Source organism: Streptomyces sp. CB02400 (genome assembly GCF_001905725.1).
GTDB classification, from domain to species: domain Bacteria; phylum Actinomycetota; class Actinomycetes; order Streptomycetales; family Streptomycetaceae; genus Streptomyces; species Streptomyces atrovirens.
This window is the reverse complement of the sequence record NZ_LIWB01000007.1, coordinates 282929-304953: the sequence shown is the minus strand read 5'-3', so window position 1 is coordinate 304953 and position 22025 is coordinate 282929. Positions and strand designations below refer to the sequence as shown.

Annotated in this window: 16 protein-coding genes; 11 read left to right on the top strand and 5 right to left on the bottom strand. The window is 72.3% G+C overall.

Translation table 11 applies throughout. The annotated features are described in order from the left end of the window. The first annotated feature begins 18 nt into the window (after positions 1-18). Entirely contained in the window at positions 19-1608 is a 1590-nt protein-coding gene (locus AMK33_RS19455; protein WP_073934100.1) for an MFS transporter, read from the top strand. Between the two features lie 218 nt (positions 1609-1826). Next, positions 1827-2270 carry an ATP-binding protein gene (locus AMK33_RS19450; protein WP_073934207.1) on the top strand — a complete coding sequence of 148 codons (444 nt, stop codon included), beginning with the start codon at positions 1827-1829 and terminating at the stop codon, positions 2268-2270. Between the two features lie 24 nt (positions 2271-2294). Here the strand turns inward: AMK33_RS19450 and AMK33_RS19445 are convergent, their stop codons facing one another. Then, the gene (locus AMK33_RS19445) at positions 2295-4961 is read right to left on the bottom strand and encodes a SpoIIE family protein phosphatase/ATP-binding protein (protein ID WP_073934099.1); all 2667 of its coding nucleotides are present in this window, start codon (positions 4959-4961) and stop codon (positions 2295-2297) included. 161 nt (positions 4962-5122) lie between these two features. On the opposite strand from AMK33_RS19445, the gene msrA reads away from it, so the two are divergent. Next, positions 5123-5635, top strand: a complete 513-nt coding sequence (gene msrA / locus AMK33_RS19440; protein ID WP_073934206.1) for a peptide-methionine (S)-S-oxide reductase MsrA — start codon at positions 5123-5125, stop codon at positions 5633-5635. A 47-nt stretch (positions 5636-5682) separates the two neighbouring features. Here msrA and AMK33_RS19435 read toward each other — a convergent pair whose 3' ends face one another. Continuing rightward, positions 5683-6156: a carboxymuconolactone decarboxylase family protein gene (locus AMK33_RS19435; RefSeq protein WP_073934098.1), complete on the bottom strand. Its 474-nt coding sequence runs from the start codon at positions 6154-6156 to the stop codon at positions 5683-5685. 177 nt (positions 6157-6333) lie between these two features. On the opposite strand from AMK33_RS19435, the gene AMK33_RS19430 reads away from it, so the two are divergent. Next, on the top strand, positions 6334-6558 hold the full coding sequence (locus AMK33_RS19430; protein WP_073934097.1) for a hypothetical protein: 225 nt from the start codon (positions 6334-6336) through the stop codon (positions 6556-6558). Between the two features lie 24 nt (positions 6559-6582). On the opposite strand, the gene AMK33_RS19425 is transcribed toward AMK33_RS19430, so the two are convergent. Continuing rightward, positions 6583-9138 (bottom strand): discoidin domain-containing protein, encoded by a 2556-nt coding sequence (locus tag AMK33_RS19425; RefSeq protein ID WP_073934204.1) that lies wholly within the window; start codon positions 9136-9138, stop codon positions 6583-6585. Positions 9139-9647: 509 nt separating this feature from the next. On the opposite strand from AMK33_RS19425, the gene AMK33_RS19420 reads away from it, so the two are divergent. The 6 genes from AMK33_RS19420 to AMK33_RS19395 all read left to right on the top strand — a co-directional run bounded on the left by AMK33_RS19420 (position 9648) and on the right by AMK33_RS19395 (position 18950). Next, positions 9648-11927, top strand: a complete 2280-nt coding sequence (locus AMK33_RS19420) for a catalase (protein WP_073934096.1) — start codon at positions 9648-9650, stop codon at positions 11925-11927. A gap of 457 nt (positions 11928-12384) precedes the next feature. After that, positions 12385-13566 carry a spore photoproduct lyase family protein gene (locus tag AMK33_RS19415; protein WP_107425147.1) on the top strand — a complete coding sequence of 394 codons (1182 nt, stop codon included), beginning with the start codon at positions 12385-12387 and terminating at the stop codon, positions 13564-13566. A gap of 80 nt (positions 13567-13646) precedes the next feature. Continuing rightward, positions 13647-14501 (top strand): ABC transporter ATP-binding protein, encoded by an 855-nt coding sequence (locus AMK33_RS19410; RefSeq protein ID WP_073934095.1) that lies wholly within the window; start codon positions 13647-13649, stop codon positions 14499-14501. Next, entirely contained in the window at positions 14498-15484 is a 987-nt protein-coding gene (locus tag AMK33_RS19405) for an ABC transporter substrate-binding protein (protein WP_073934094.1), read from the top strand. Before AMK33_RS19410 ends, AMK33_RS19405 begins: the two co-directional genes overlap by 4 nt. A gap of 4 nt (positions 15485-15488) precedes the next feature. Next, on the top strand, positions 15489-17555 hold the full coding sequence (locus AMK33_RS19400; RefSeq protein ID WP_073934093.1) for an iron ABC transporter permease: 2067 nt from the start codon (positions 15489-15491) through the stop codon (positions 17553-17555). A gap of 372 nt (positions 17556-17927) precedes the next feature. Continuing rightward, positions 17928-18950: a LacI family DNA-binding transcriptional regulator gene (locus tag AMK33_RS19395; protein WP_235618139.1), complete on the top strand. Its 1023-nt coding sequence runs from the start codon at positions 17928-17930 to the stop codon at positions 18948-18950. A gap of 78 nt (positions 18951-19028) precedes the next feature. Here the strand turns inward: AMK33_RS19395 and AMK33_RS19390 are convergent, their stop codons facing one another. Both AMK33_RS19390 and AMK33_RS19385 read right to left on the bottom strand, forming a co-directional pair. Then, positions 19029-19526, bottom strand: a complete 498-nt coding sequence (locus AMK33_RS19390; protein WP_235618138.1) for a carbohydrate ABC transporter permease — start codon at positions 19524-19526, stop codon at positions 19029-19031. Then, the gene (locus AMK33_RS19385; protein ID WP_235618137.1) at positions 19523-20179 is read right to left on the bottom strand and encodes a glycoside hydrolase family 172 protein; all 657 of its coding nucleotides are present in this window, start codon (positions 20177-20179) and stop codon (positions 19523-19525) included. The genes AMK33_RS19390 and AMK33_RS19385 overlap by 4 nt, the downstream gene beginning before the upstream one ends. 316 nt (positions 20180-20495) lie before the next feature. Here AMK33_RS19385 and AMK33_RS19380 point away from each other — a divergent pair, with 316 nt between their 5' ends. Beyond that, on the top strand, positions 20496-21974 hold the full coding sequence (locus AMK33_RS19380) for an FGGY-family carbohydrate kinase (RefSeq protein ID WP_073934202.1): 1479 nt from the start codon (positions 20496-20498) through the stop codon (positions 21972-21974). Positions 21975-22025: the final 51 nt, after the last annotated feature.

Genomic DNA, 22025 nt, shown 5'->3' with positions numbered 1-22025 from the left:
TCAAGAGAAGGCTCACCCATGCCCTCGTCCACATCCGTGGATCGCTCCCCCCTGCCCGCGACCGCCCCGGCGCCCGCCGGCCGGCTGCGGTCCAACCCCTGGCTCACCCTGTGCGCCGTCGCGTTCGGCCTGTTCATGGTGCAGCTCGACGGATCCGTCGTCGCCATCGCCAACCCGGTCATCGGCAGCGAACTCCACGCGACCACCGCCCAGTTGCAATGGGTGACCAACGCCTACCTGCTCGCCCTCGCGGCCACCCTCATCCTCGGCGGCAAGCTCGGCGACCGCTTCGGACGGCGCACGTACTACCTCGTCGGCGTCGTCGGATTCACCCTCGCCTCGGTCGCCATCGGCCTGTCCGGATCCATCGAGGGCGTCGTCGTCTTCCGCGCGCTCCAGGGCGTCTTCGGCGGCCTCCTCATGCCCAACACCCTCGGTCTGCTGCGGGCGGTGTTCCCGCCGCGCAGGTTCGGCATGGCGGTGGGCATCTGGGCCATGGTCTCGGCCGTGTCGACGGCCCTCGGCCCCATCGTCGGCGGCCTGCTCGTCGAACACGTCAGCTGGGAGTCCGTGTTCTACATCAACGCGCCCATCGGCGTCGCCGCGCTGCTCTTCAGCGCCTGCGTGCTCCCGCAGAGCCGCAACAGCACCGGCCGCCACCGCTTCGACATCCCCGGTGTCGTCCTGCTCGCCCTGGGACTGCTGTGCGTGGTCTTCGGCGTGGTCAAGGGCGAGACCTGGGGCTGGACCTCGGCGGGCACCCTGGGCGCCGTCGCCGCCGGTGTGCTGCTCCTGGCCGTCTTCGGCCGGTACGAGACCCGCGTCGAGCACCCGCTGCTGCCGATGCGCCTGTTCCGCAGCCGGACGCTGACGGTGGGCGCGGTCATCACCGCGCTCAACTTCTTCGTCATGCTCGGCGTGATCTTCTTCGTGATGCTGTACCTGCAGAACGTACGCGGCCTCACCCCCGTCGAGGCAGGCGTCCACACCCTGCCGCTCAGCCTGGCCTCCCTGGTCGCCTCCCCGCTCGGCGCGGCCCTGACCCAGCGTTTCGGCGCCCGGTTCACCATGCCGCTCGGCATGCTGCTCCAGGCCGCCGCCTGCTTCGGCATGCTGACCTGGCAGACCGACTCGTCGTACGCCACGATGTGGCCGCCGTTCGTCGCGCTCGGCCTCGGCGTCGGCATGGTGATGGCCGCGTCCTCCGAGGCCATCGTCGGCAGCGCCCCGGTCAGCGACGGCGGCGTGGCCGGCGGACTGCAGGCCACCACCCTGCAGATCGGCGGCGCGCTCGGTACGTCCGTCCTGGTCTCCCTGATCAGCGGCAGGGTCGGCGTGACACTCACCGGGGAACTGACCGCGGCGGGCGTGCCCCCGGCCCTGGCGCAGCGGCTGCACGAGGCCAAGGACGCGGTCGCCATGGGCGTCGCCCCCGTCTCCGCCGACATGCCGGCCGGCCTGCGGGCGGCCGTCGCGCAGGGCAGCGGCCAGGCCTTCCTCAACGGCGTCCACACGGCCGTCGTCGTCACCGGCCTGCTGTGCCTGGCGGGCGCGGCACTGGCCGCCGTGGGCGTCTCCCGCCCCGCGCGGGAGCCGGCGGCGCACTGACACGGAGGTGACGGGCACCCCGCCCGGGGGTGCCCGTCACCTCACCACCGGACCCGCCCACCGCGCTGACCAGGCAGAACCCGCGGGTCACCGCCGTAAGGCGGGCCGCCCGCCGACCACGGCGACCCGATGTCGGAGGTACCTGTCACACTTCAGTGGCGTGCGGGGGAGCGATGCGGGTAGTCGCGCGGTGTGATCGGTGAGTGAAGGCGGACCGGATGGAACCAGTTCCAGTCGACGAGGGGGACACGGTGCCAGGCGCACCGCGGCTGCGGGCTTCGTACGTCCTGGACGACGACGGCGCCTGGATAGCCCAGGCACGCCATCTCGCCGCCGCGTTCCTGACCCGGGCGCGGGCGGAGGACGGCCTGCCGGTGTCGACCCGCGCGGTGGAGGTCACCCAGCTCGTGGTCAGCGAGCTGGTCACCAACGCCCGCAAGTACGCTCCGGGCCCCGTCGGCCTCGACCTGCGGGTCGCCGGCGACGCCGTCGAGGTGATCGTCCGGGACGGCAACCCCGCGCCACCGGTGGCCCGGGACGCGGACCCCGACCGGGTGGGCCAGCACGGACTGGAGATCGTGATGGCCGTCGCCCAGGCCCTGGACGTACGGCAGGAGCCGGCCGGCAAGAGCATCACGGCCCGCATCTCGCTCCTCGCCTGAACCGCCGGACAGGCCCGCGGGGGCTCACCCGCCGTCCCCGGCCGGCAGCGGCTGTTCCGTCCAGATGACCTTGCCGTCCGCCGTGTACCGCGTGCCCCAGCGTTCGGCGAACCCGGCGACGAGGAACAGCCCGCGTCCGCCCTCGTCCGTGGTGGTCGCCCGGCGCAGGTGCGGGGAGGTGCTGCTGCCGTCGGACACCTCGCAGATCAGGGCGCGGTCGCGGATGAGCCGTACCCGGATGGGCGGCGAGGCGTGGCGGACGGCGTTGGTGACCAGTTCGCTGATGATCAGCTCCGTGACGAAGGACTCCTCCTCCAGACCCCACCCGGCCATCGTCCGCGTGACCGCCGAGCGCACCCCGCCCACGGCGGACGGATCGGAGGGGACGTCCCAGGCGGCGGTGTGGGCGCCGTCCAGCGTGCGCGTGCGGGCGACCAGCAGCGCGACGTCGTCACGGGGCCGCTCGGGCAGCAGCGCCCGCAGCACCGTGTCGCACGTCTCCTCCGGGGCACCGGCGCCCTCCAGGGACCGCCGCAGGAGTTCCAGCCCCTCGTCGATGTCACGGTGGCGGTCCTCCACCAGCCCGTCGGTGTACAGCGCCAGGCTGCTGCCGGGCGCGAGCCGCAGCGCGGCGGTCTCGAAGGGGAGCCCGCCCAGACCGAGGGGCGGACCCGCGGGCACGTCGACGAAGCCGGCCCGTCCGTCCGGGTCCACCACGACGGGCTGGAGATGCCCGGCGCGGGCCAGGGTGCACCAGCGGGTCGACGGATCGTAGATGACGTACAGGCAGGTGGCCCCGGTGACCGGCGCGGCCTCGCCCTCCTCGCTCTCGTCCTGGTCGATCCTGGTGACCAGCTCGTCCATGTGCCACAGCAGCTCGTCCGGGGGCAGGTCCAGGGTGGAGAAGTTGTGCACCGCCGTGCGCAGCCGCCCCATGGTCGCGGCGGCGTGCAGCCCGTGGCCGACCACGTCACCCACCACGAGCGCCACCCGGGCGCCGGGCAGCGGGATGACGTCGAACCAGTCGCCGCCGACCCCGCCGCGCCCCGCCTGCGCGGGCCGGTAGCGGTGGGCGACGTCGAGCGCGTTCTGCTCCGGCAGCGCGCGGGGCAGCAGACTGCGCTGCAGCGTGGCCGCCATGGTGTGCTCACGGGTGTAGCGGCGGGCGTTGTCGATGCTGACCGCGGCGCGGGCCACCAGCTCCTCGCCCAGCGCCACGTCGTCGTCCTCGAACGGCTCGGGTTTGCGCGAGCGCCAGAACGTGACCACGCCCAGGACGACACCGCGGGCGCGCAGCGGCACCGCGATCATCGAGTGGATGCCGGCCTCGACGACCTTCCGGGCCCGCTCGGGGTCCGGCTCCTGCCAGCCGGAGAAGCTCGTCATGTCGGCCTCCAGGACCGGCCGGCCCGAGCGGAAACCGGCGCCCTGGGGCGTGGCGGGCGTGAACGGGATCAGCTCACCGACCGGAAGGAACGGGACGTCGTCCCGGACGCCCCGGAACGCGACCCGGCGCAGCCCCGTGTCACCCTCCGAGGGCTCCTCGCCCCGCAGCACGGGCTCCGCCAGCTCGACGGCGGCGAAGTCGGCGAACCGCGGCACCGCGAAGTCCGCCAGCTCCCGCGAGGTGTGCACGACATCGAGACGGCTGCCGATGCGCAGCCCGGCGTCGTAGAGCAGCCTCAGCCGCTGCCGCGCCACATCGGCCCGGCCCTCGAGCGCCTGCAGCTCAGTGGTGTCCCGCAGGGTCGCGACGGCGCCGGAGGGCCCGCCGTTCCGGTCGGTCGGACGCTGGCTCACGGCCAGCAGCCGGCCCCGCGCGACATACACCTCGTCGGTGGCCCTGCGGCCCTCGGAGAGCAGCCGGGCCAGCTCGGGATCGACGCCGGCCGCGGCCGCCGTACGTCCCTCCGCGTCCGGGGGGAGGTCGAGCAGCCTGCGCGCCTCGTCGTTGGCCAGGACCAGCCGGGCGTGACCGTCGACGATCAGCACACCCTCGCGCACCGCGTGCAGCACGGCGTCGTGATGCTCGTACATCCGTGTCATCTCGGCCGGTTCCAGCCCGTGGGTCTGCTGCCGCAGCCGTCTGCTGACCAGGCCCGTCCCCAGCACGGACAGACCGAGGGCGGCGCCCGTCGCGCCGAGCAGGAGCGGCACCTGGTGGTTCGCGGTCTCACTCACGCGTTCGAGCGTGATGCCGGCGGAGACCAGCCCGACCACGGTGCCGTCCGGGTCGGTGACCGGCACCACGGCCCGCGTGGACGGTCCGAGCGTGCCCGTGACGGTCTCCCGGACGGTGCCGCCCTGGGCGGCGGGCCCGATGCTGCCGATGTAGTGCCGGCCGATCTGGGCCGGATCGGGGTGGGTGTAGCGGACGCCCTCCGTGGTCATCACGACGATGAAGTCCACCTCGGACGCCTTGCGCGCCGCCTCGGCCCGGGGCTGCAGCACCACGCTGGGATCCTCGGCGGCCAGCGCCATGCGCACGCCCGGCGCCTGGGCGAAGGTCCGCGCCACTGCGAGAGCCCTGTTGCGGGCCTCCCGCTCGGTGTCGGCGCGCGCCTGGAGCACCAGGGCCGCCGCCGCGGCGAGGACGAGGACGAGCACGATCACCACTTGCAGGGCGAACACCTGGTGGGCGACGGGACGCGCGGTCACCACCGGGCGGAGGCGGCCCAGGAAACCGGCCATGTCCCTTTTCTAGCACCGCCGCGCGGGCGGGCGCGAACGCGTCGGTGCGCCGCCGTCCGGCCCGCTGTCCGGCGGTGCCGGCACAGCCGGAACAATGGGGTCGCCGGTGCGGTTCTCACTGATGAACGCCGCAGGACATGTGGGAGAAGGGCGAGACGAAGATGACGACGAACGAGGAGAGGGCGCTGCTCGCGGGCGGCTGCTTCTGGGGCATGCAGGAGCTGATCCGCACGTTCCCGGGTGTGCTGACCACTCGGGTGGGCTACAGCGGTGGTGACGTGCCGAACGCGACGTACCGCGACCACGGCACCCACGCCGAGTCGATCGAGATCACCTACGACCCCGCCGTCACCGACTACCGCACGATCCTGGAGTACTTCTTCCAGATCCACGACCCGAGCACGAAGAACCGGCAGGGCAACGACATCGGGACGAGCTACCGCTCCGCCATCTTCTACGTCGACGACGAGCAGAAGCGCGTCGCCGAGGAGACGATCGCCGATGTGAACGCCTCGGGGCTGTGGCCGGGCGCCGTGGTGACCGAGGTCGTGCCGGCCGGCCCGTTCTGGGAGGCCGAGCCGGAGCACCAGGACTACCTCCAGCGCTACCCGGACGGCTACACCTGCCACTTCCCGCGGCCCGGCTGGCGGCTGCCGAAGCGCGCGGGGGCCTGACCGGACGCCCGCCCCGGCCCCTCGTGGGCCGGGGCGGGCGAGGTGGGTCAGCCGAACTGGCCGGGCCGGTAGTCGCCGGCGGGCTGCCGGTTGATGACGTTGACGCGGTTGTAGGCGTTGATCACGGCGATCAGTGAGATCAGCGCGACGAGCTGCTCCTCGTCGTAGTGCTTGGCGGCGTTCGCCCAGGCCTCGTCGCTGACGCCACCGGCCGCGTCGGCGAGCCGGGTGCCCTGCTCCGTCAGTTCCAGCGCGGCGCGCTCCGCCTCGGTGAAGACCGTGGCCTCCCGCCAGGCGGCGACCAGGTTGAGGCGGACCGAGGTCTCCCCGGCCGCGGCGGCGTCCTTGGTGTGCATGTCGGTGCAGAAGCCGCAGCCGTTGATCTGGCTGGCACGGATCTTCACCAGCTCCTGGGTGGCGCCCGGCAGCCCGGAGTCCGCCACCGCCTTGCCCGCCGAGTTGATGTGCTTCAGCACCTTGGCCGCGAGGGGGTTGGTGAAGAAGTCGAGGCGCGCTTCCATGATGATCTCCCCGGTCGTTTTTCGTGGTGACACAGCACTGACGGACGGGCTCCCCCGTGTGTGACCGGAACGGGAGTGTGACCTGCGTCTCACCGTCGGGTGACACCGGGCAGCGCGCCGTTCTCGGGGTGCCGGACGACCGATAACCTGGCCGGATGAACGGGGAGCGGAGCGTCGGTGAGTGAGCGTCGGGAACGCGACTGGACGGACATGACGCCCGGGGACTTCGACCTCGACGCCCCGCTGTGCCTCAATGTGGGAACCGGCCCCGTCGTGGTGCCGGCCGAGCCGGACGAGTACGGCACGGCGCCGCTGTTCGGGGAGGAGACCCCGGTACGGGGCTCCGGCCCGCGCCGTACCCCGCGCCGGACCGCCCCCGACGGGCAGGGGCGGCTTTTCTGAATCCGGCGCGGGGCACTGTCACGCTCAGGGGAACTGGACGACCTTGGACGGGATGGTGTCCGTCCCCGATGTCGGGGCGCCCGTGTCGTTGATGACGTGGCGGTACTGCCCCTTGCCGCCGAGCGAGATCACCTGCAGGTGCCGCATCCTGATGCCGGGCTTCACCGGCACCTGGAATCCGTGGTGCTGCACGATGGTGTCGTCGGACGTGTAGTTGCAGTAGCTGCCGAGCGCCCAGGCCTCGTGCTCGTTCACCGAGTCGGCGACCTTGTAGGCCGCGTATCCGACGATGCCGTCATGGGTGATGGCGGCCTCGTTCGGGGCGTCGTACGCCTTCTCGTTCTGGAAGAAGATCGTGCGGCCGCGTTCACCGCTCCAGACCACGTCGTACTTGTTGAAGTGCTCGACGAACAGGCCCGTGGTGAGGACGTCGTCGCCGTTGACGCGCAGTCCGTAGTCGGCGCGGTTGGTCTCCCAGCCGACGCCCTCGCCGTGGTCGGCGCGCCAGATCCAGGTGTGGTCGATGAGCACGTCGTCGCTGTTGACCACGACGGAGTCGGTGGCCCGGCCCGGACCCGCGCCGCCGATGCGGATGAACACGTCCTGCATGGTGGTCGGGTTGGCGGAGTGGTCCGCGGAAGAGCCCTCCTCGCCGATCCGCAGCAGTGTGCCGGAGTTGACCGGGCCCGCGTCGATCAGGAAGCCGGCCAGCCGGACGCCGTCGACGTCCGCCACGTGCATGGCGTCGACCCCGCCGTCCGGGATGATCGTCGCCAGACCGAGACCGAGTACGACCGTGTCGGCACGGTCGACCTCGATGGTCTGATCGATGTGGTAGACGCCGGGCGTGAACAGCAGGTTGAGGCCCTGGTCGAGCGCGGCGTTGACGGTCGCTGCCGTGGCACCGGGCTTGACCACGTAGAACCGGTCGAGCGGAAGGGACGTACCGCCGGCGTTGGCCGGCCAGGAGACACCGCGCGCGTCGGTGCGCTTGGCGGGCACGAACACCTTGTACTCGTTGCCGTCCAGGTAGAGGAACGGCTTCTCGCGCGAGATCGGCGTGGTGTCGAACGTGGTGTACGGGCCGGTCTCGAAGTTGCTCGCCGGAGCGCCCTGGACGCCGGTGAACGTCATGTTCCACACGCCGTTGGTCCAGCCGCCCACCGAGCTGTCCCGGGTGTACCACTGCTGCTGGGAGTACGGGCCGACGGTGCCGTCGATCTTCGAGTCGGCGATGTAGCCGCCGGAGGCCCAGCCGTAGCCGTTCGGGGCGAGGTTGAGACCGCCCTTGACGTGGATCCGGCGGAACGGAGCCGCCTGGGCGACCGCCCACCGGTTGGTGCCGCTGACGGGGTTGATGGCGAGGTTCTCCGCCGAACGCCAGAAGTTCTGCGTGGCGTTGCCGTTGAACCAGCCGGCGTCCACGGTGATGTCGCCGTTGATCTGGACGTCGTCGGGGTTGAGACCGAGCCCGGAGACCGAGGTGTAGAAGCCGAGTTGGGCGTTGATGTTGTTGTACGTGCCCGGCTTCAGCAGGAACTGGTAGCGCCCGCTGCCGAACTGGCTCGTCTCCTGCTGGGCGAAGACCTGGTCGAACTTCTGCTGGAGGTCCGGCGTGGACGGGTCCACGACGATGACGTTCGGACCCAGGTCGCCGCCGCCCTCGATCGGACCGCCGCCGCCGTCGTCCGACGTGGTGTGCACGGCGACCTCCCACAGGGAGTAGCCGTAGCCGGTCGCGCGGGCCGTGCCGAGGACGCGTACGTACCGGCCCGAGCCGCTCACCTCGTAGGACGCCCGGCCTCCGGTGGCGCCGGTGACGGACTCCAGCGTGGTCCAGTTCTGCCCGTCGGCGGAGGCCTCGATCCGGAAGTCCTCGGCGTAGGCGGCCTCCCAGTTCAGGTCCACCCCGCACAGGTCGCGCACCGCGCCCAGGTCGACCCGCACCCACTGCGGGTCCGAGGCCTGGCTCGACCAGCGGGTGCCGGCGTCACCGTCGAAGGCGGCGGAGGCGGGGGTGCCCGCGTTCTCCGTGGAGGAGGCGGAAGCCGGCTTGCCCCGGGCGGCGTTGGCCGTGCCGCAGGAGGCGGGCGGGTCGCCGTCGCCCGGGGTGCCGAAGACCTGGAACTCCCACAGCGAGTAGCCCCACGCGGTGGCCCGGTCCAGGCCCTGCATACGGACGTAGCGGGCCTGCCCCGACACGTCCACGGCGTCGGTGCCGCCGTCGCTCCCGGTCACGGTCCTGGCGTCGGACCAGCTCCCGCCGTCCTGCGAGAGCTGGATCTTGTAGTCCTTGCCGTAGGCGGCCTCCCAGTTCAGGACGACCCGGGTGACCGACGCCGTGGCGCCGAGGTCGACCTGCAGCCACTGGTCGTCGCTCGCGGCCGACGACCACCGGGTGCCCGTGTCGCCGTCCACCGCGCCGCTCGCGGGGGTGCCGGCGTTCTCGGTCGAGGAGGCGGTGGCCGCCTTGCCCTGGGACAACGGGGTCTCGGCCGCGGCGGCCGGAGCCTGGGCGGCGGGCAGGGTGACGAGTGCCGCCGTGGCGACGAGCGCCGTACCCAGGGCTCTGCGTCTCAGGCGGCTCAAGTGCTTCATGTGTCTCATGCGTCAGCCTTCTGCTGGTGCGATGTGGGGATGCGGGCGAGCCCGCGTGCGGGCGGGCATGCCGGAGGACTGAACACGGCCCCGCGACCGCTTAGTTCAGGGTTTGATTTAAGTGGTGAGACATTGCACGGGCAAGCCCTCGGACATGAATTGGTGAGCGAGCGCCCGTCGGCGGGGCGGCACGCCGGGCCGAATCCGCATGCCTTGACCGCCGGGCCGGGGGTACGCGGGCGGGGCGGTCGGATCCGGTGGGGGAGGGCGGAGAGGGAAGTGCGGGTGTGCCGAGGCGCGGGGCGCGGTGCTCCGGTGTGGGGGTTTCACCCCAACGGCGGGTGCCCGCTGCGAGGGCGTGCCCGCCGTGAGACGTTGGCGGCACCCGATGCCCTTTTCGAGCGCTTTGTTCTCCTGGATCGCCCGCAGTCGGCAACTGAACGCACGGCCACCCCGTCCGTGGCCGGTCTGAAGCGGAGGAGTGTCACCCCATGAGCGAGGCCAACCCCGTCAAGCGGGCGGCGAAGAAGATCGCCGAGAAGCTGCAGGACGACGGATCGGCCCCGGCCGACGGCATTCCCGGACGGCCGGGCTCCCAGCCGCCGTCCGTGGCCGAGCCGACCGAGCCCCGCGAGCCGCTGCCGCCGAAACCGGACCAGAGCGGCCCGGCCACCGTGTCGCCCACCGGCCAGCCCACCGGTGCCGACCAGGCCAGGGTGGCGCAGTCCGGGAGCTATCTGACCAACGCGCAGGGCACCCGGCTGTACGACACCGACCACTCGCTCAAGGCGGGACCGCGCGGCCCCGTACTGCTCCAGGACCACCATCTGCGCGAGAAGGTCATGCACTTCGACCACGAGCGCATCCCGGAGCGCGTGGTCCACGCCCGCGGCGCGGGCGCGCACGGGGTCTTCCAGAGCTACGGCACGGCGGCCTCCGTGACCAAGGCGGGGTTCCTCGCCGCGGACGTCGAGACGCCGGTGTTCGTACGGTTCTCCACCGTGGTCGGCTCACGCGGGTCCGCCGACACCGTGCGCGACACCCGCGGCTTCGCCACGAAGTTCTACACCAGCGAGGGTGTCTTCGACCTGGTCGGCAACAACATCCCGGTCTTCTTCATCCAGGACGCCATCAAGTTCCCCGACGTCGTCCACGCCGCGAAGCCGCATCCCGACAGGGAGATCCCGCAGGCGCAGAGCGCGCACGACACCTTCTGGGACTTCGTCTCCCTGCACACCGAGGCGACCCACCACACCATCTTCTTCATGGGCGACCGAGGCATCCCGCGCTCCTACCGGATGATGGAGGGCTTCGGCGTCCACACCTTCCGGCTGGTCGACGCGGAGGGTGCCACGACACTGGTGAAGTTCCACTGGAAGCCCAAGCTGGGCGTGCACTCCCTGGTGTGGGACGAGGCGCAGACGATCAACGGCGTCGACCCGGACTTCCACCGGCGGGACCTCGCCGACGCCATCGAGGCGGGCGCCTACCCGCAGTGGGAGCTGGGCATCCAGACCTTCCCCGACACCCCGGAGCAGACCTTCGAGGGCATCGACCTGCTGGACCCGACGAACATCGTGCCCGAGGAACTCGCCCCGGTGCAGCCGGTCGGGCTGATGACCCTCAACCGGAACCCGTCCAACTTCTTCGCCGAGACGGAGCAGGTCGCCTTCCACGTCGGTCACCTCGTGCCCGGTATCGACGTCACCGACGACCCGCTGCTCGCGGGACGGCTGTTCTCGTACCTGGACACCCAGATCACGCGCCTGGGCGGCCCCAACTTCCCGCAGCTTCCGATCAACCGGCCGCAGGCGCCGGTCAACGACATGCTGCGCGACGGCATGCACCAGACGGCCGTGCACCGGGGCGTGGCCCCCTACCGGCCCAACTCCCTCGACGGCGGCTGCCCGTTCACCGCGGGCGCGGACACGAACGCGTTCATCGAGGCGCCGGTGCGCATCCCGGAGGCGTCGAAGGTGCGCGAAGCGCCGGAGTCGTTCGCGGACCACTTCAGCCAGCCCCGCCGGTTCTGGCTGAGCATGAGCCCGGTGGAGCGCGAGCACATCATCGGCGCCTACACCTTCGAGCTGGGCAAGTGCTACGAACAGGCCATCAGGGAACGCACTTTGCAGGTCCTGGCCAACATCGACCCCGAGCTGTGCGCCGGTGTCGCCGAGGGGCTCGGCCTGCCCGCGCCGGGGCCCACCGTGCCGCTCGCCGACGTCGAACCGAGCCCGGCCCTCTCGCAGATCGGACGGACCTGGCCCGTGGACGGGCGCGTCATCGGCATCGTCGCCGGCCCGGACGGCGACCTCGACGGCGTCCACGCGGTACGCGACGCGGTGCTCGAGGCGGGCATGGTCCCGCTGGTCGTGGCGCCGACCGGCGGCACGCTCGGCTCGGGCGACTCGGCCCTGACGATCCAGCGCAGCTACGTCACCGCGCGTTCCGTCGAGTTCGACGCCGTACTGCTGGCCGGGGTGCCGGCCATGGGCGACGACACGGTCGGCGTGCGCGACGGCAAGGGCGCGGCCTCCGCCGCGCAGCGGACGGCGACCGATCCGCGGATCGGGCTGCTGCTGACCGAGGCGTTCCGGCACGGCAAGGCGATCGGCGCGTGGGCGGGCGGCGAAGCCGCCCTCGAAGCGTCCGGCGTCCCCACCGACGCCCCCGGCATCGTGGTCGCCGACTCCGGCCCCGCCGTCCTCGGCCAGATCCGCGAACTGCTGGCCTCACACCGCGTCTGGGAACGCTTCACGACCCGGACCTGACACCCGGCTACGACGGGAACACCCCGTCGACCCGGCCCGGAAACGCACCGGCGCCGCGGGCCGTGCCCACCCGTTCCGCCCTGCGGGGCGGCTGCCCGCGGCGGGACGGCTGTCCGCGGTGGTCGCGGCCGGATCGTGGCGTGCCGGTGCTTGCAAGGCCGTGCCCACCCGTTCCGCCCTGCGGGACGGCTGCCCACGGCGGGACGGCTGTCCGCGGTGGTCGCGGCCGGATCGTGGCGTGCCGGTGCTTGCAAGGCCGTGCCCACCCGTTCCGCCCTGCGGGACGGCTGCCCGCGGCGGTCGCGGGCGGACGTCGGTGATCCCGCGGCCTGCTCGGTGGTGGGGTGCCGGCCCCGTCGCCGTACAGTGGGGAGGACGGCCCTCACCTGCCGGGTTCCGTGGAATCCGGTCGGCGGGCGTTCCGTATCGTCCCCGCGCCCGAGAAGCCGACCCGCCCATGCGCCACCATCCGTCCTCGTCCTCCGGCTCCCAGGAGCCGCTCTTCGGTCTCGGCGAGCTGCCGACGGCACCGGCAGCCGGGCCGGCGGCGTCCGCTTCCGCCTTCCGGGACTCCGCGCAGGCGCGCCGGCTTCTCGCGATCCGGGAGATCCACGCCGAACCGGCCGCCGCCGCCTCGCCCCGCGGGCGGCAGATCCTCGCCCGGTTCCCCGGGGCCCGGCTGATCGAGACGGACTCCCACTGGCGCATCCCCGAGCTGCACGGCAACGAGGGCAGCGCCGACCGCTGGATGCGGATCAAGCGCGAGACCCTCGTCCTGGGCGTGAAGAAGACGCTCACCACCCGCCCCAACGGCCGCTCCGCCGACTGGATCGCCCCCGGCCCGTCCAACGGCTGCGCCCTGTCCTGCGTGTACTGCTACGTCCCCCGCCGCAAGGGCTTCGCCAACCCGATCACCCTCTTCACCAACATCGACGGGATCATCGCCCACCTCGGCCGCCACGTCGCCGCCCAGGGCCCCAAACCGGAGCCCAACCAGTGCGACCCCGAGGCATGGGTGTACGACATCGGGGAGAACGGCGACTGCTCCGTCGACGCCCTCGTCTGCGACAACACCGCCGACCTGGTGCGCGCCTTCCGCGACTGGCCCACCGCGAAGGCGTCCTTCGCGACCAAGTTCGTCAACCCCGACCTGCTGGAGCTCGACCCGCGCGGCCGTACCCGTATCCGGTTCTCGGTGATGCCGGCCGACGACTCACGCCTGCTGGACCTGCGCACCAGCCCGGTCGACCGGCGGATCGCCGCCGCCGCGGACTTCCTCGACGCCGGGTACGAGGTGCACTTCAACCTCTCACCCGTCGTCGTCCGCCCCGGCTGGCAGGACGCCTGGGCCGGGCTGCTGCGGCACATGGACGACGTACTGCCCGAGCGTGTGAAGCGGCAGGCCCGCGCCGAAGTCATCACGCTCACCCACAACGCGGACCTGCACGAGGTCAACCTCCGCTGGCATCCGCGCGGCGAGGACGTGCTGTGGCGGCCCGCCGCGCAGGAGACCAAACGCTCCCAGAACGGGGCCCTCAACCTCCGCTACCGCGCCGACATCAAGCGCCGCGCCCTCGCGGACCTGCGTGAACTGGTCACCCGGCACACGCCGTGGCTCGATATCCGCTACGCCTTCTGACGGACCGGCACCGACCCGTTCCGGCTTTCTCCCAGGTCACCCCCCGATAACGGGAATTAAGGGTAGGCTAACCTTGCCTCGTGATTCCTGCTGAAGAGGCGGCCCCGGGCCCGCGCGGCCATCAACTGTCGGCCACCGATGTGACCGTGGCGTACGACGGCGCCGACGTCGTGCACGACGCGGCGCTGACCCTGCGCCCCGGCGAAGTGACCGCCCTGGTGGGCCCGAACGGCAGCGGCAAGTCGACCCTGCTGCGCACCGTCGCCCGGCTGCAACGGCCGCGGACCGCCACGCTCACGATCGACGCCGGCACCGACGCGCTGGCCCTCGGCCCCCGGGAGTTCTCCCGCCGCGTCGCCCTGCTGCTCCAGGGACGCCCCACCCCCAGCGGTCTCAGCGTGCGGGACGTCGTCGAGTTCGGCCGCTACCCGCACCGCGGCCGATGGGGCGGCGCGGACCCCGGCGGCCGCGCCGCCGTGGACCGCGCCCTCGCCCTCACCGGCGTCGCCGAACTCGCCGACCGCGGAGCCGAACACCTCTCCGGAGGACAGCTCCAGCGCGTGTGGCTGGCCGGCTGCGTCGCCCAGGAGACCGGCGTCCTCCTCCTCGACGAACCCACCACCTACCTCGACCTGCGCTACCAGGTCGAACTCCTCGACCTCATGCGCGACCTCGCCGACGAACACGGCATCGCCGTCGGCGTCGTCCTGCACGACCTCGACCAGGCGGCGGCCGTCGCCGACCGGATCGTGCTCCTCGCGGCCGGACGCGTCGTCGCCGAGGGCCCGCCCGAGGACGTCCTCACCCCGGAGCGCCTGACCGAGGTCTACGGCATCCGGATCGAGGTCGACACCGACCCCCTCACCGGCCGGCTGCGCACCCGCGCCATCGGCCGTCACCACACCCGAAGCGAAAGGCTCGGCACCACCTCATGAGACGCCTCCTGCTCACCGCGCCCCTGGCCACCGCCGCCACCCTCCTGCTGGCGGCCTGCGGCACCACCGAACCCGCCGCCGACGACGACGCGGCCGCCAAGGAGTCCGCGCAGGCCATCACCCTCACCGACGCCACCGGCGCGAAGGTGGAACTCGACGGCCCCGCCAAGAAGGTCGTCGGCACCGAGTGGAACGTCGTCGAGCAGCTGGTCTCCCTCGGCGTCGACCCGGTGGGCGTCGCCGACGTCAAGGGCTACAAGACCTGGGACGCCGCCGTCCCGCTCAAGAACGAGCCCAAGGACATCGGCACCCGCGGCGAGCCCAGCATGGACACCATCGCCTCGCTCAAGCCCGACCTCATCGTCGCCACCACCGACCTGAAGCCCGACGCCGTCAAGCAGTTGCGCAAGGTCGCCCCGGTCCTGGAGGTGAAGTCCGCCGACGCCGCCGACCCGATCGGGCAGATGCTGAAGAACGTCGACCTCATCGCCGAGGCCACCGGCACCACCGAGCGCGCGGCCACGCTGAAGAAGGACTTCGACGCCAAGCTCGCCGAGGGGCAGAAGGCCCTCGCCGACGCCGGCCTGGACGGCGCCGAGATCGCCTTCGCCGACGGCTACGTCGCCTCCAACCAGGTCTCCGTACGCCCCTACACCTCCGGTTCGCTGATCGGCGCCGTCAACGAGCGGCTCGGCCTGAAGAACGCCTGGAAGCTGAAGGGCGACGAGGCCTACGGCCTGGCCTCCACCGACGTCGAGGGGCTGACCGACCTGGGCAAGGTCCACTTCGCCTACATCGGCAACAAGGACGACGCCAGCAGCGACCCGTTCGGCAAGGAGCTCGCCGACAACTCCGTGTGGAAGTCGCTGCCGTTCGTGAAGTCCGGTGACGTCCACCGGCTGGACGACGGCATCTGGATGTTCGGCGGCACCGGCTCGATGGAGGCGTACGCCGACTCCCTCGTCGCCTCGCTGACGAAGTAGCGCGATGGCCGTCACCGCCACCACTCCCACCGCCCGTCCGGCGACGGTGTCGTCCCGGACGGGCGCGGCCGCGGTGACGACCGCGCTCGTGCTCCTGGTCGCGGCCCTCGCCGTCGTCGACATCACCCAGGGCACCGCCGCGGTCGGCCCGGCCGAGGTCCTCAAGGCCCTCACCGGACGGGCCGACCCGGCCGACGCGTCCGTCGTCATCGCCTCACGGCTGCCCCGCATGACCGCCGGGCTCCTCGTGGGCGCGGCCCTCGGCATGGCCGGCGTCGCCCTGCAGGCCGTCAGCCGCAACGTCCTGGCCTCCCCGGACACCCTCGCCGTCAACGCGGGCTCCTACTTCGCCCTCGGCATCGCCGCCGTCACCGGCGTCTCCCTGCCGCTGCTCGCCTCCTCGGGCATCGCCTTCGCCGGCGGACTCGCGGCGGCGGCCGTCGTCCTCGGACTGTCGGGGCTCGGCGCCGGCACCGTACGGCTGGTGCTCGCCGGCACCGCGCTCGCCCTCGGGCTCACCGCCGTCACCGAGGGGCTGCTCCTGCTGTTCCCGCAGCAGACCGAGGGCCTCTACCAGTGGAACCAGGGCAACATCGGCCAGAACGGCTTCGACGGTGTCCTCCAGATGCTGCCCGTCGCCGTCGTCGGCCTCGCCGGCCTGCTGCTCATCGCCCGCCGGGTCGACGCCCTCGCCCTCGGCGACGACGCGGCCCGCGGACTCGGCGTCCCGGTGCGGGCCACCCGCGTCACGGCCGTCGTCCTGGCGACCCTGCTCTCCGCGGCGGCCGTCACCCTGGCCGGCCCGATCGGCTTCGTCGGCCTGTGCGCCCCGGCCCTCGCCCGCCCGCTCGCCCGCCGCGTCCGGGGGCTGCGGCTGCTGCGGGCGGGCGTGCCGGTCGCGGGCCTCGTCGGCGCCGCGCTGGTGCTCGGGGCGGACGTGCTGCTGCGGGCGTTCGTCGACGCGGACACCGCGGTCGTCGTTCCCACCGGCGTGGTCACCAGCCTCGTCGGCGCGACGTTCCTGGTGGTGATGGCGGCACGGCTCCGCGACACCGCCGGTGCCGCCGCGCCGGACAAGCTGCGCATCCGCAGCCGCGCCGCCTTCCTCACCACGCTCACCGTGCTGACGGTCGTCCTGGTCGGCGTCACGATCGCCGCCGTCCTGCTGGGCGACAGCAAGCTGCTGCTGGGCGACGTGGTCAACTGGGCGCAGGGCAGGGCGGGCAGGACCGTCTCCTTCGTGCTGGACACCCGTATGCCCCGGGTGCTCGCCGCGCTCCTCGCCGGAGCGGCGCTCGCGCTGGCCGGAACCCTGGTGCAGGCCGTCACGCGCAACCCGCTGGCGGAACCCGCCGTCCTGGGCGTCTCCGGCGGTGGCGCGCTCGGTGCGGTGATCCTGGTGACGACGGTCCCCGTCGTCGGGGGGTGGGGCGTCGCCGGGGCGGCCTTCGCGGGATCCGCGGTCACCGCGGTCGTCGTGTTCGGCCTCGCCGCGCGCGGGGGCTACCAGCAGAACCGGCTGGTGCTCGTCGGCATCGGTGCCGCGACTGCGACGACGGCCCTGATCAGCCTGCTGATCGTGCTCACCGACCCGTTCAACGCGAACAAGGCCCTCACCTGGCTGTCGGGCTCCACGTACGGCCGGACCATGCCCGACGTCCTTCCCCTCGCGGCCGTCCTCGCCGTCGGCGTCGCGGTGGCCGGCGTACGGCACCGGGAACTCGACCTGGTCTCCCTCGACGAGGACACCCCCCGGCTGCTCGGACTCGACCTGGCGCGCGGGAGACTGGGCTTCCTCGTGCTGAGCGTGCTGCTCAGCGCCGCCGCCGTCGCCGCCGCGGGCACCATCGGCTTCGTCGGCCTGGTCGCCCCGCACGCGGCGCGCGCCCTCGTCGGACGGCGCCACACCCGCGTCCTGCCGGTCGCACTGCTGCTCGGCGCCGTACTGGTGTGCACGGCCGACCTGTCGGGCCGCACCGTGATCGCCCCCGCCCAGCTGGGCGCCGGCCTGATGACGGCCGTGATCGGAACGCCGTACTTCCTGTACGTGCTGGTGCGCAGCCGCCGGTAGGCCCCGACGTGCCGACTGCCGGTCGACGCCGGCCCCGACGGGTTGGCGGCGACCGGCAGTCGGACCAGGCGGGCCGGTCGGCGCGGGCCGGGCCGCCGTCCAGAGGTTGTGGTCGGCCGCGCCGGTCCGCGTCCAGCTCGCGAGGGTCTGGGGCTTGTCGGCGGGCACGGCGTCGGCGGCCGCGCCGGTGCCGAGGACAACGGTCAGGGCCGGGGCGGCGAGTGCGGTGGCGGGCCTCCGGTGCGTCCCACACCACGTGCCGGCCGGTGAACCGTGCTCTCCGGGACGCGCGCGTCCTGACCATGCCCCCGGATCAAGGGATGAAATCCTTTTCAGCGGCAGGGTAGGGTGAGAGCCACAGACGGTGAAAGGATGCGTACGCAGGTGGTGACGATCCATGATGTGGCGCGAGCCGCCGGAGTATCCCCGGCCACGGTCTCGCGCGTCTTCAACGGCGGCAATGTCACACCGGCACGTGCCCAGTCCGTTCAGGAGGCCGCCGCGGCCCTCGGCTTCGCGCCCAACCGGGTCGCCAGGTCGCTGCGCAAGCAGCGGTCCAGCGTGATCGCCCTGATCATCCCGGACATCGAGAACCCGTTCTTCACCTCGCTCGCCCGGGGCGTCGAGGACGCCGCACAGCGCACCAGCCTGTCGGTCGTCCTGTGCAACTCCGACGAGGACACCGACAAGGAGCGCCGCTACCTCGAGGTCGCGCTCGGCGAGCAGATGGCCGGCGTGATCGTGGCGGCGGCGTCCCGGGACGAGACGGACCTCGGCCCGCTGACCGCCCGGGGCGTGCCCGTGGTCGCCGTCGACCGGCGGCCCCGCGACGCCGAGGTGGACGCGGTCAGGGTGGACGACCGGCACGGCGGTGAGGTGGCCACCCGCCATCTCGTCCGGGCCGGCTACCGCAGGATCGCCTGCATCACCGGCCCCGCCGGCGCCTCGACCTCCGAGGAGCGTCTGGCCGGCTACCGCGCCGCCCTGCACTCCGCGCGGGAGGAGGGGGTGGTGGGCGACGACGCCTACGTACGGCACGCCGACTTCCGGGTGGAGGGGGGCCGCGCCGCGATGCGCGATCTGCTGGCCCTGCCCGAACCGCCCGACGCGGTGTTCGTCGCCAACAACCTCATGACCATCGGAGTCCTGGACGCCCTCGGCGAGGTCGGCCGGACCCCGCCCGGCGTCGGCGTCCTGTCGTTCGGCGACGTGCCGTGGGCGTCACTGGTCCGCCCCTCGCTGACCGCGGTGGAGCTTCCCTCGTACGAACTCGGACGTACCGCGGCGGATCTGCTGCTGCAGCGGATGGAGGGGAGTGCGTCTCCGCTCCAGACGGTCGTTCTGCGTACGACCCTTCAGGTCCGCGAGAGTACGGCGGGGCCGCTGACGAACTGACCGGCTCCGTCTTGAACGCACCGGCGCCGCACCGGACATCATTCGTCCGGTGCGGCGCCACTGTTCGTGTGTCCGGGGCTACTTCAGGCCGGACGTCTTGACGGATTCCACGATCTGTCGCTGGAAGGCGAAGAACAGGGTCAGCATCGGGAGCGCCGCGATCGTCGCCGCCGCCAGGATGTAGTTCCAGTTGGAGCTGTACTGCGTCTGGAACGAGGCGATACCGAGCTGGACCACCGTCAGGTCCTGGTCGCTGGTGGCGACCAGCGGCCAGACGAAGGCGTTCCAGTTGGCCAGGAAGAAGAAGATCGCCAGCGCCGAGAGGATCGGCCGGGACATCGGCAGCACGATGTTCCAGTAGACCCGCCAGTGCCCGCAGCCGTCGATCACCGCCGCCTCCTCCAGCTCCTTCGGCAGCCCCAGGTAGAACTGGCGCAGCAGGAAGATGCCGAAGGCGTTGAAGATCGCCGGGATGATCAGGCCGGCGTAGCTGTCCAGCATGCCCAGCTCACGCACGACCAGGAACAGCGGGATCAGCACCACGGGCGCCGTGACCAGCAGGGTCGCGAAGATCACGCCGAACACCTTCTCGCGCCCTCGCCCCACCAGCCCGGACTGTTGACGCCCCACGCCATGTACGTACCGACGTAGGAGCCGGCGCCGGTGACGCCGTCGAGCAGCGTGTGCACCTCGCCGAACGGCACCGGGTGGCTGCGCCGCCACTGGGCGTGGAAGTACGAGGCGTCGTCGCCGACCTCGTCCAGCTCGTAGTCCACCTGGTAGTAGAGCGTGACCTTCTCGGCGGTCAGGTTCTCCAGCGTGATGCGCGCCTTGCGGCGGAACGGCATCGGCCAGTACGCGTTGAAACCGCCGTTGGGGTTGGCCGCGACCGGCACGGACGACACCTGGCTGAAGGTGTTCCAGCCGTTGCAGAAGAAGTCGCCGAGCGGGACCTCGACGGCCGGGGTCTCCTCGCCCTCCCAGTACATCCGCAGCAGGGTGCCGCGCCACGCCCGGTGCGGGTCGGTGGTGCACCACAGATGGCGGATGGTGCCGGGGCCGTCGATGTCCGCGAGCACCGCCGTCTCGCCGGCGGCGATGTCGATGCTGGGGGAGATCTTCCAGCCCGGTCCCAGCCGGCTCGCCGCGACCGCTCCGGTGCCCTCGGTGGCACGGCCGCCGCCGGACTTGGCGCCGGTGAAGTTCTCGGCGCTGATGGAACGACTCACGGCACGCGACCTGCGCGAGATGCCGTCGAGTCCAAAGGTCGTCATCGTGTCTTGCCTCAAGTGGGTGGGGTTACGGTGCGCCGGACGCCCCGGGGCGTGGTGGCGCTCGGTCGAGGCGCCGCCGGACCGGCTGGTCCGAGCACCTATGAAATCCATTTCACCGAAACGTAGAGCGGGTCCTTGGGGGTGTCAAGAGGTGAGACGGTCGGTCGCTTTCCTGTGTCCCCTCGCCCGTCTGACATGCCTTTATCCAGGAAGCCAGCCACTTGCGTATGTCCCCTTGACGCTGAAATCGATTTCTGCAACCGTGCGGGTCATGCCTCGCAACGCAGTCATCGGTGTGGACATCGGCACCTCGAGCAGCAAGGGCGTCCTCGTCGGCCTCGACGGCACGCTGATCCGTTCCGCCGTACGGGAACACACTCCCGAAAGGCCCGGACCCGGCCGCTTCGAGATGGACGCCTCGATCTGGTGGCGCGAGTTCACCGAGCTCGCCCGGGAGCTGACCGCCGCCGGTGACACCACGGTGGTCGCCGTCGGCGTCAGCGGCATGGGCCCTTGCGTCCTGCTGACCGACGAGCACGACACCCCGCTGCGGCCGGCCGTCCTCTACGGTGTGGACACCCGCTCCGTCGCGCAGATCCACCGCCTCGAGAAGCGGCTCGGCGCCGACGAGATCATCCGCCGCTGCGGCTCCGCCCTGACCACCCAGGCCGCGGGCCCCAAGATCACCTGGATCGCCGAGGAGGAACCCGGACTCCACGCACGGGCCCGCCGCCTCTACATGCCCAGCTCCTGGCTGGTCAGGAAGCTCACCGGGGCCTACGTCCTGGACCACCACTCGGCCAGCCAGTGCACCCCGCTGTACGACACCCACGCGGGTGACTGGTACGCCCCCTGGGCCGTCGAGGTGGCCCCCGGCATCGACCTGCCGCCGCTGCGCTGGTCCGGCGAGACGGCCGGCGTGCTCACCGCCGAGGCGGCCCGCGAGACCGGGCTGCCGGCCGGCATCCCCGTCACCACCGGCACCATCGACGCCTGGGCCGAGGCCCTCAGCGTGGGCGCTCAGCACATCGGTGACCTGATGCTCATGTATGGCACCACCATGTTCCTCATCCACACGGTGCCCGAGCCGCTCACCAGCCCGTCCCTGTGGGGCACCGTCGGCGCGCTGCCCGGCACCCGCAACCTGGCCGGCGGCATGGCCACCTCCGGCGCCGTCACCAACTGGCTGCGCGACCTGTTCGCCGACGCCGACCACACCGGACTCACCCGCCTCGCGACCGAGTCCGGACCCGGCGCCAACGGGCTGCTGATGCTCCCGTACTTCTCCGGTGAACGCACCCCGGTCATGGACCCCGACGCCCGCGGAGTGATCGCCGGACTGACCCTCTCCCACACCCGCGGCGACCTCTACCGGGCCGCCCTGGAGGCCACCGGCTTCGGCGTCCGCCACAACATCGAGGGCATCGAGGCGGCCGGCGGCGACATCCGCCGCGTGGTCGCCGTGGGCGGCGGCACCCAGGGCGCGCTGTGGACCCAGATCGTCTCCGACATCACCGGCCGCCCCCAGGAACTGCGCACCGTCACCATCGGCGCGAGCTACGGCGGCGCCCTGCTGGCCGCGCAGCTCGTCACGGACGTCTCCATCGACGACTGGAACCCGGTGCGCGAGACGGTCACCCCCCGCGCGGAGCACACCGGGCGCTACGACGAGCTGTACGCCCTGTACCGCCGCCTGTACCCGGACACGATGGCGACGGTGCACGCCCTGGCGTCCTTCCAGGACCGCTGACACCCGGCCGCGAGGCCGCCCACGGCACAGGCCCTCACCTCCCCGTGCGCC

Bases quoted from the DNA above. Each gene is read 5' to 3' on its own strand.
- AMK33_RS19455 (WP_073934100.1), top strand. From the start codon at position 19: ATGCCCTCGTCCACATCCGTGGATCGCTCCCCCCTGCCCGCGACCGCC.
- AMK33_RS19450 (WP_073934207.1), top strand. From the start codon at position 1,827: ATGGAACCAGTTCCAGTCGACGAGGGGGACACGGTGCCAGGCGCACCG.
- AMK33_RS19445 (WP_073934099.1), bottom strand. From the start codon at position 4,961: ATGGCCGGTTTCCTGGGCCGCCTCCGCCCGGTGGTGACCGCGCGTCCC.
- msrA (WP_073934206.1), top strand. From the start codon at position 5,123: ATGACGACGAACGAGGAGAGGGCGCTGCTCGCGGGCGGCTGCTTCTGG.
- AMK33_RS19435 (WP_073934098.1), bottom strand. From the start codon at position 6,156: ATGGAAGCGCGCCTCGACTTCTTCACCAACCCCCTCGCGGCCAAGGTG.
- AMK33_RS19420 (WP_073934096.1), top strand. From the start codon at position 9,648: ATGAGCGAGGCCAACCCCGTCAAGCGGGCGGCGAAGAAGATCGCCGAG.
- AMK33_RS19415 (WP_107425147.1), top strand. From the start codon at position 12,385: ATGCGCCACCATCCGTCCTCGTCCTCCGGCTCCCAGGAGCCGCTCTTC.
- AMK33_RS19405 (WP_073934094.1), top strand. From the start codon at position 14,498: ATGAGACGCCTCCTGCTCACCGCGCCCCTGGCCACCGCCGCCACCCTC.
- AMK33_RS19400 (WP_073934093.1), top strand. From the start codon at position 15,489: ATGGCCGTCACCGCCACCACTCCCACCGCCCGTCCGGCGACGGTGTCG.
- AMK33_RS19395 (WP_235618139.1), top strand. From the start codon at position 17,928: ATGCGTACGCAGGTGGTGACGATCCATGATGTGGCGCGAGCCGCCGGA.
- AMK33_RS19380 (WP_073934202.1), top strand. From the start codon at position 20,496: ATGCCTCGCAACGCAGTCATCGGTGTGGACATCGGCACCTCGAGCAGC.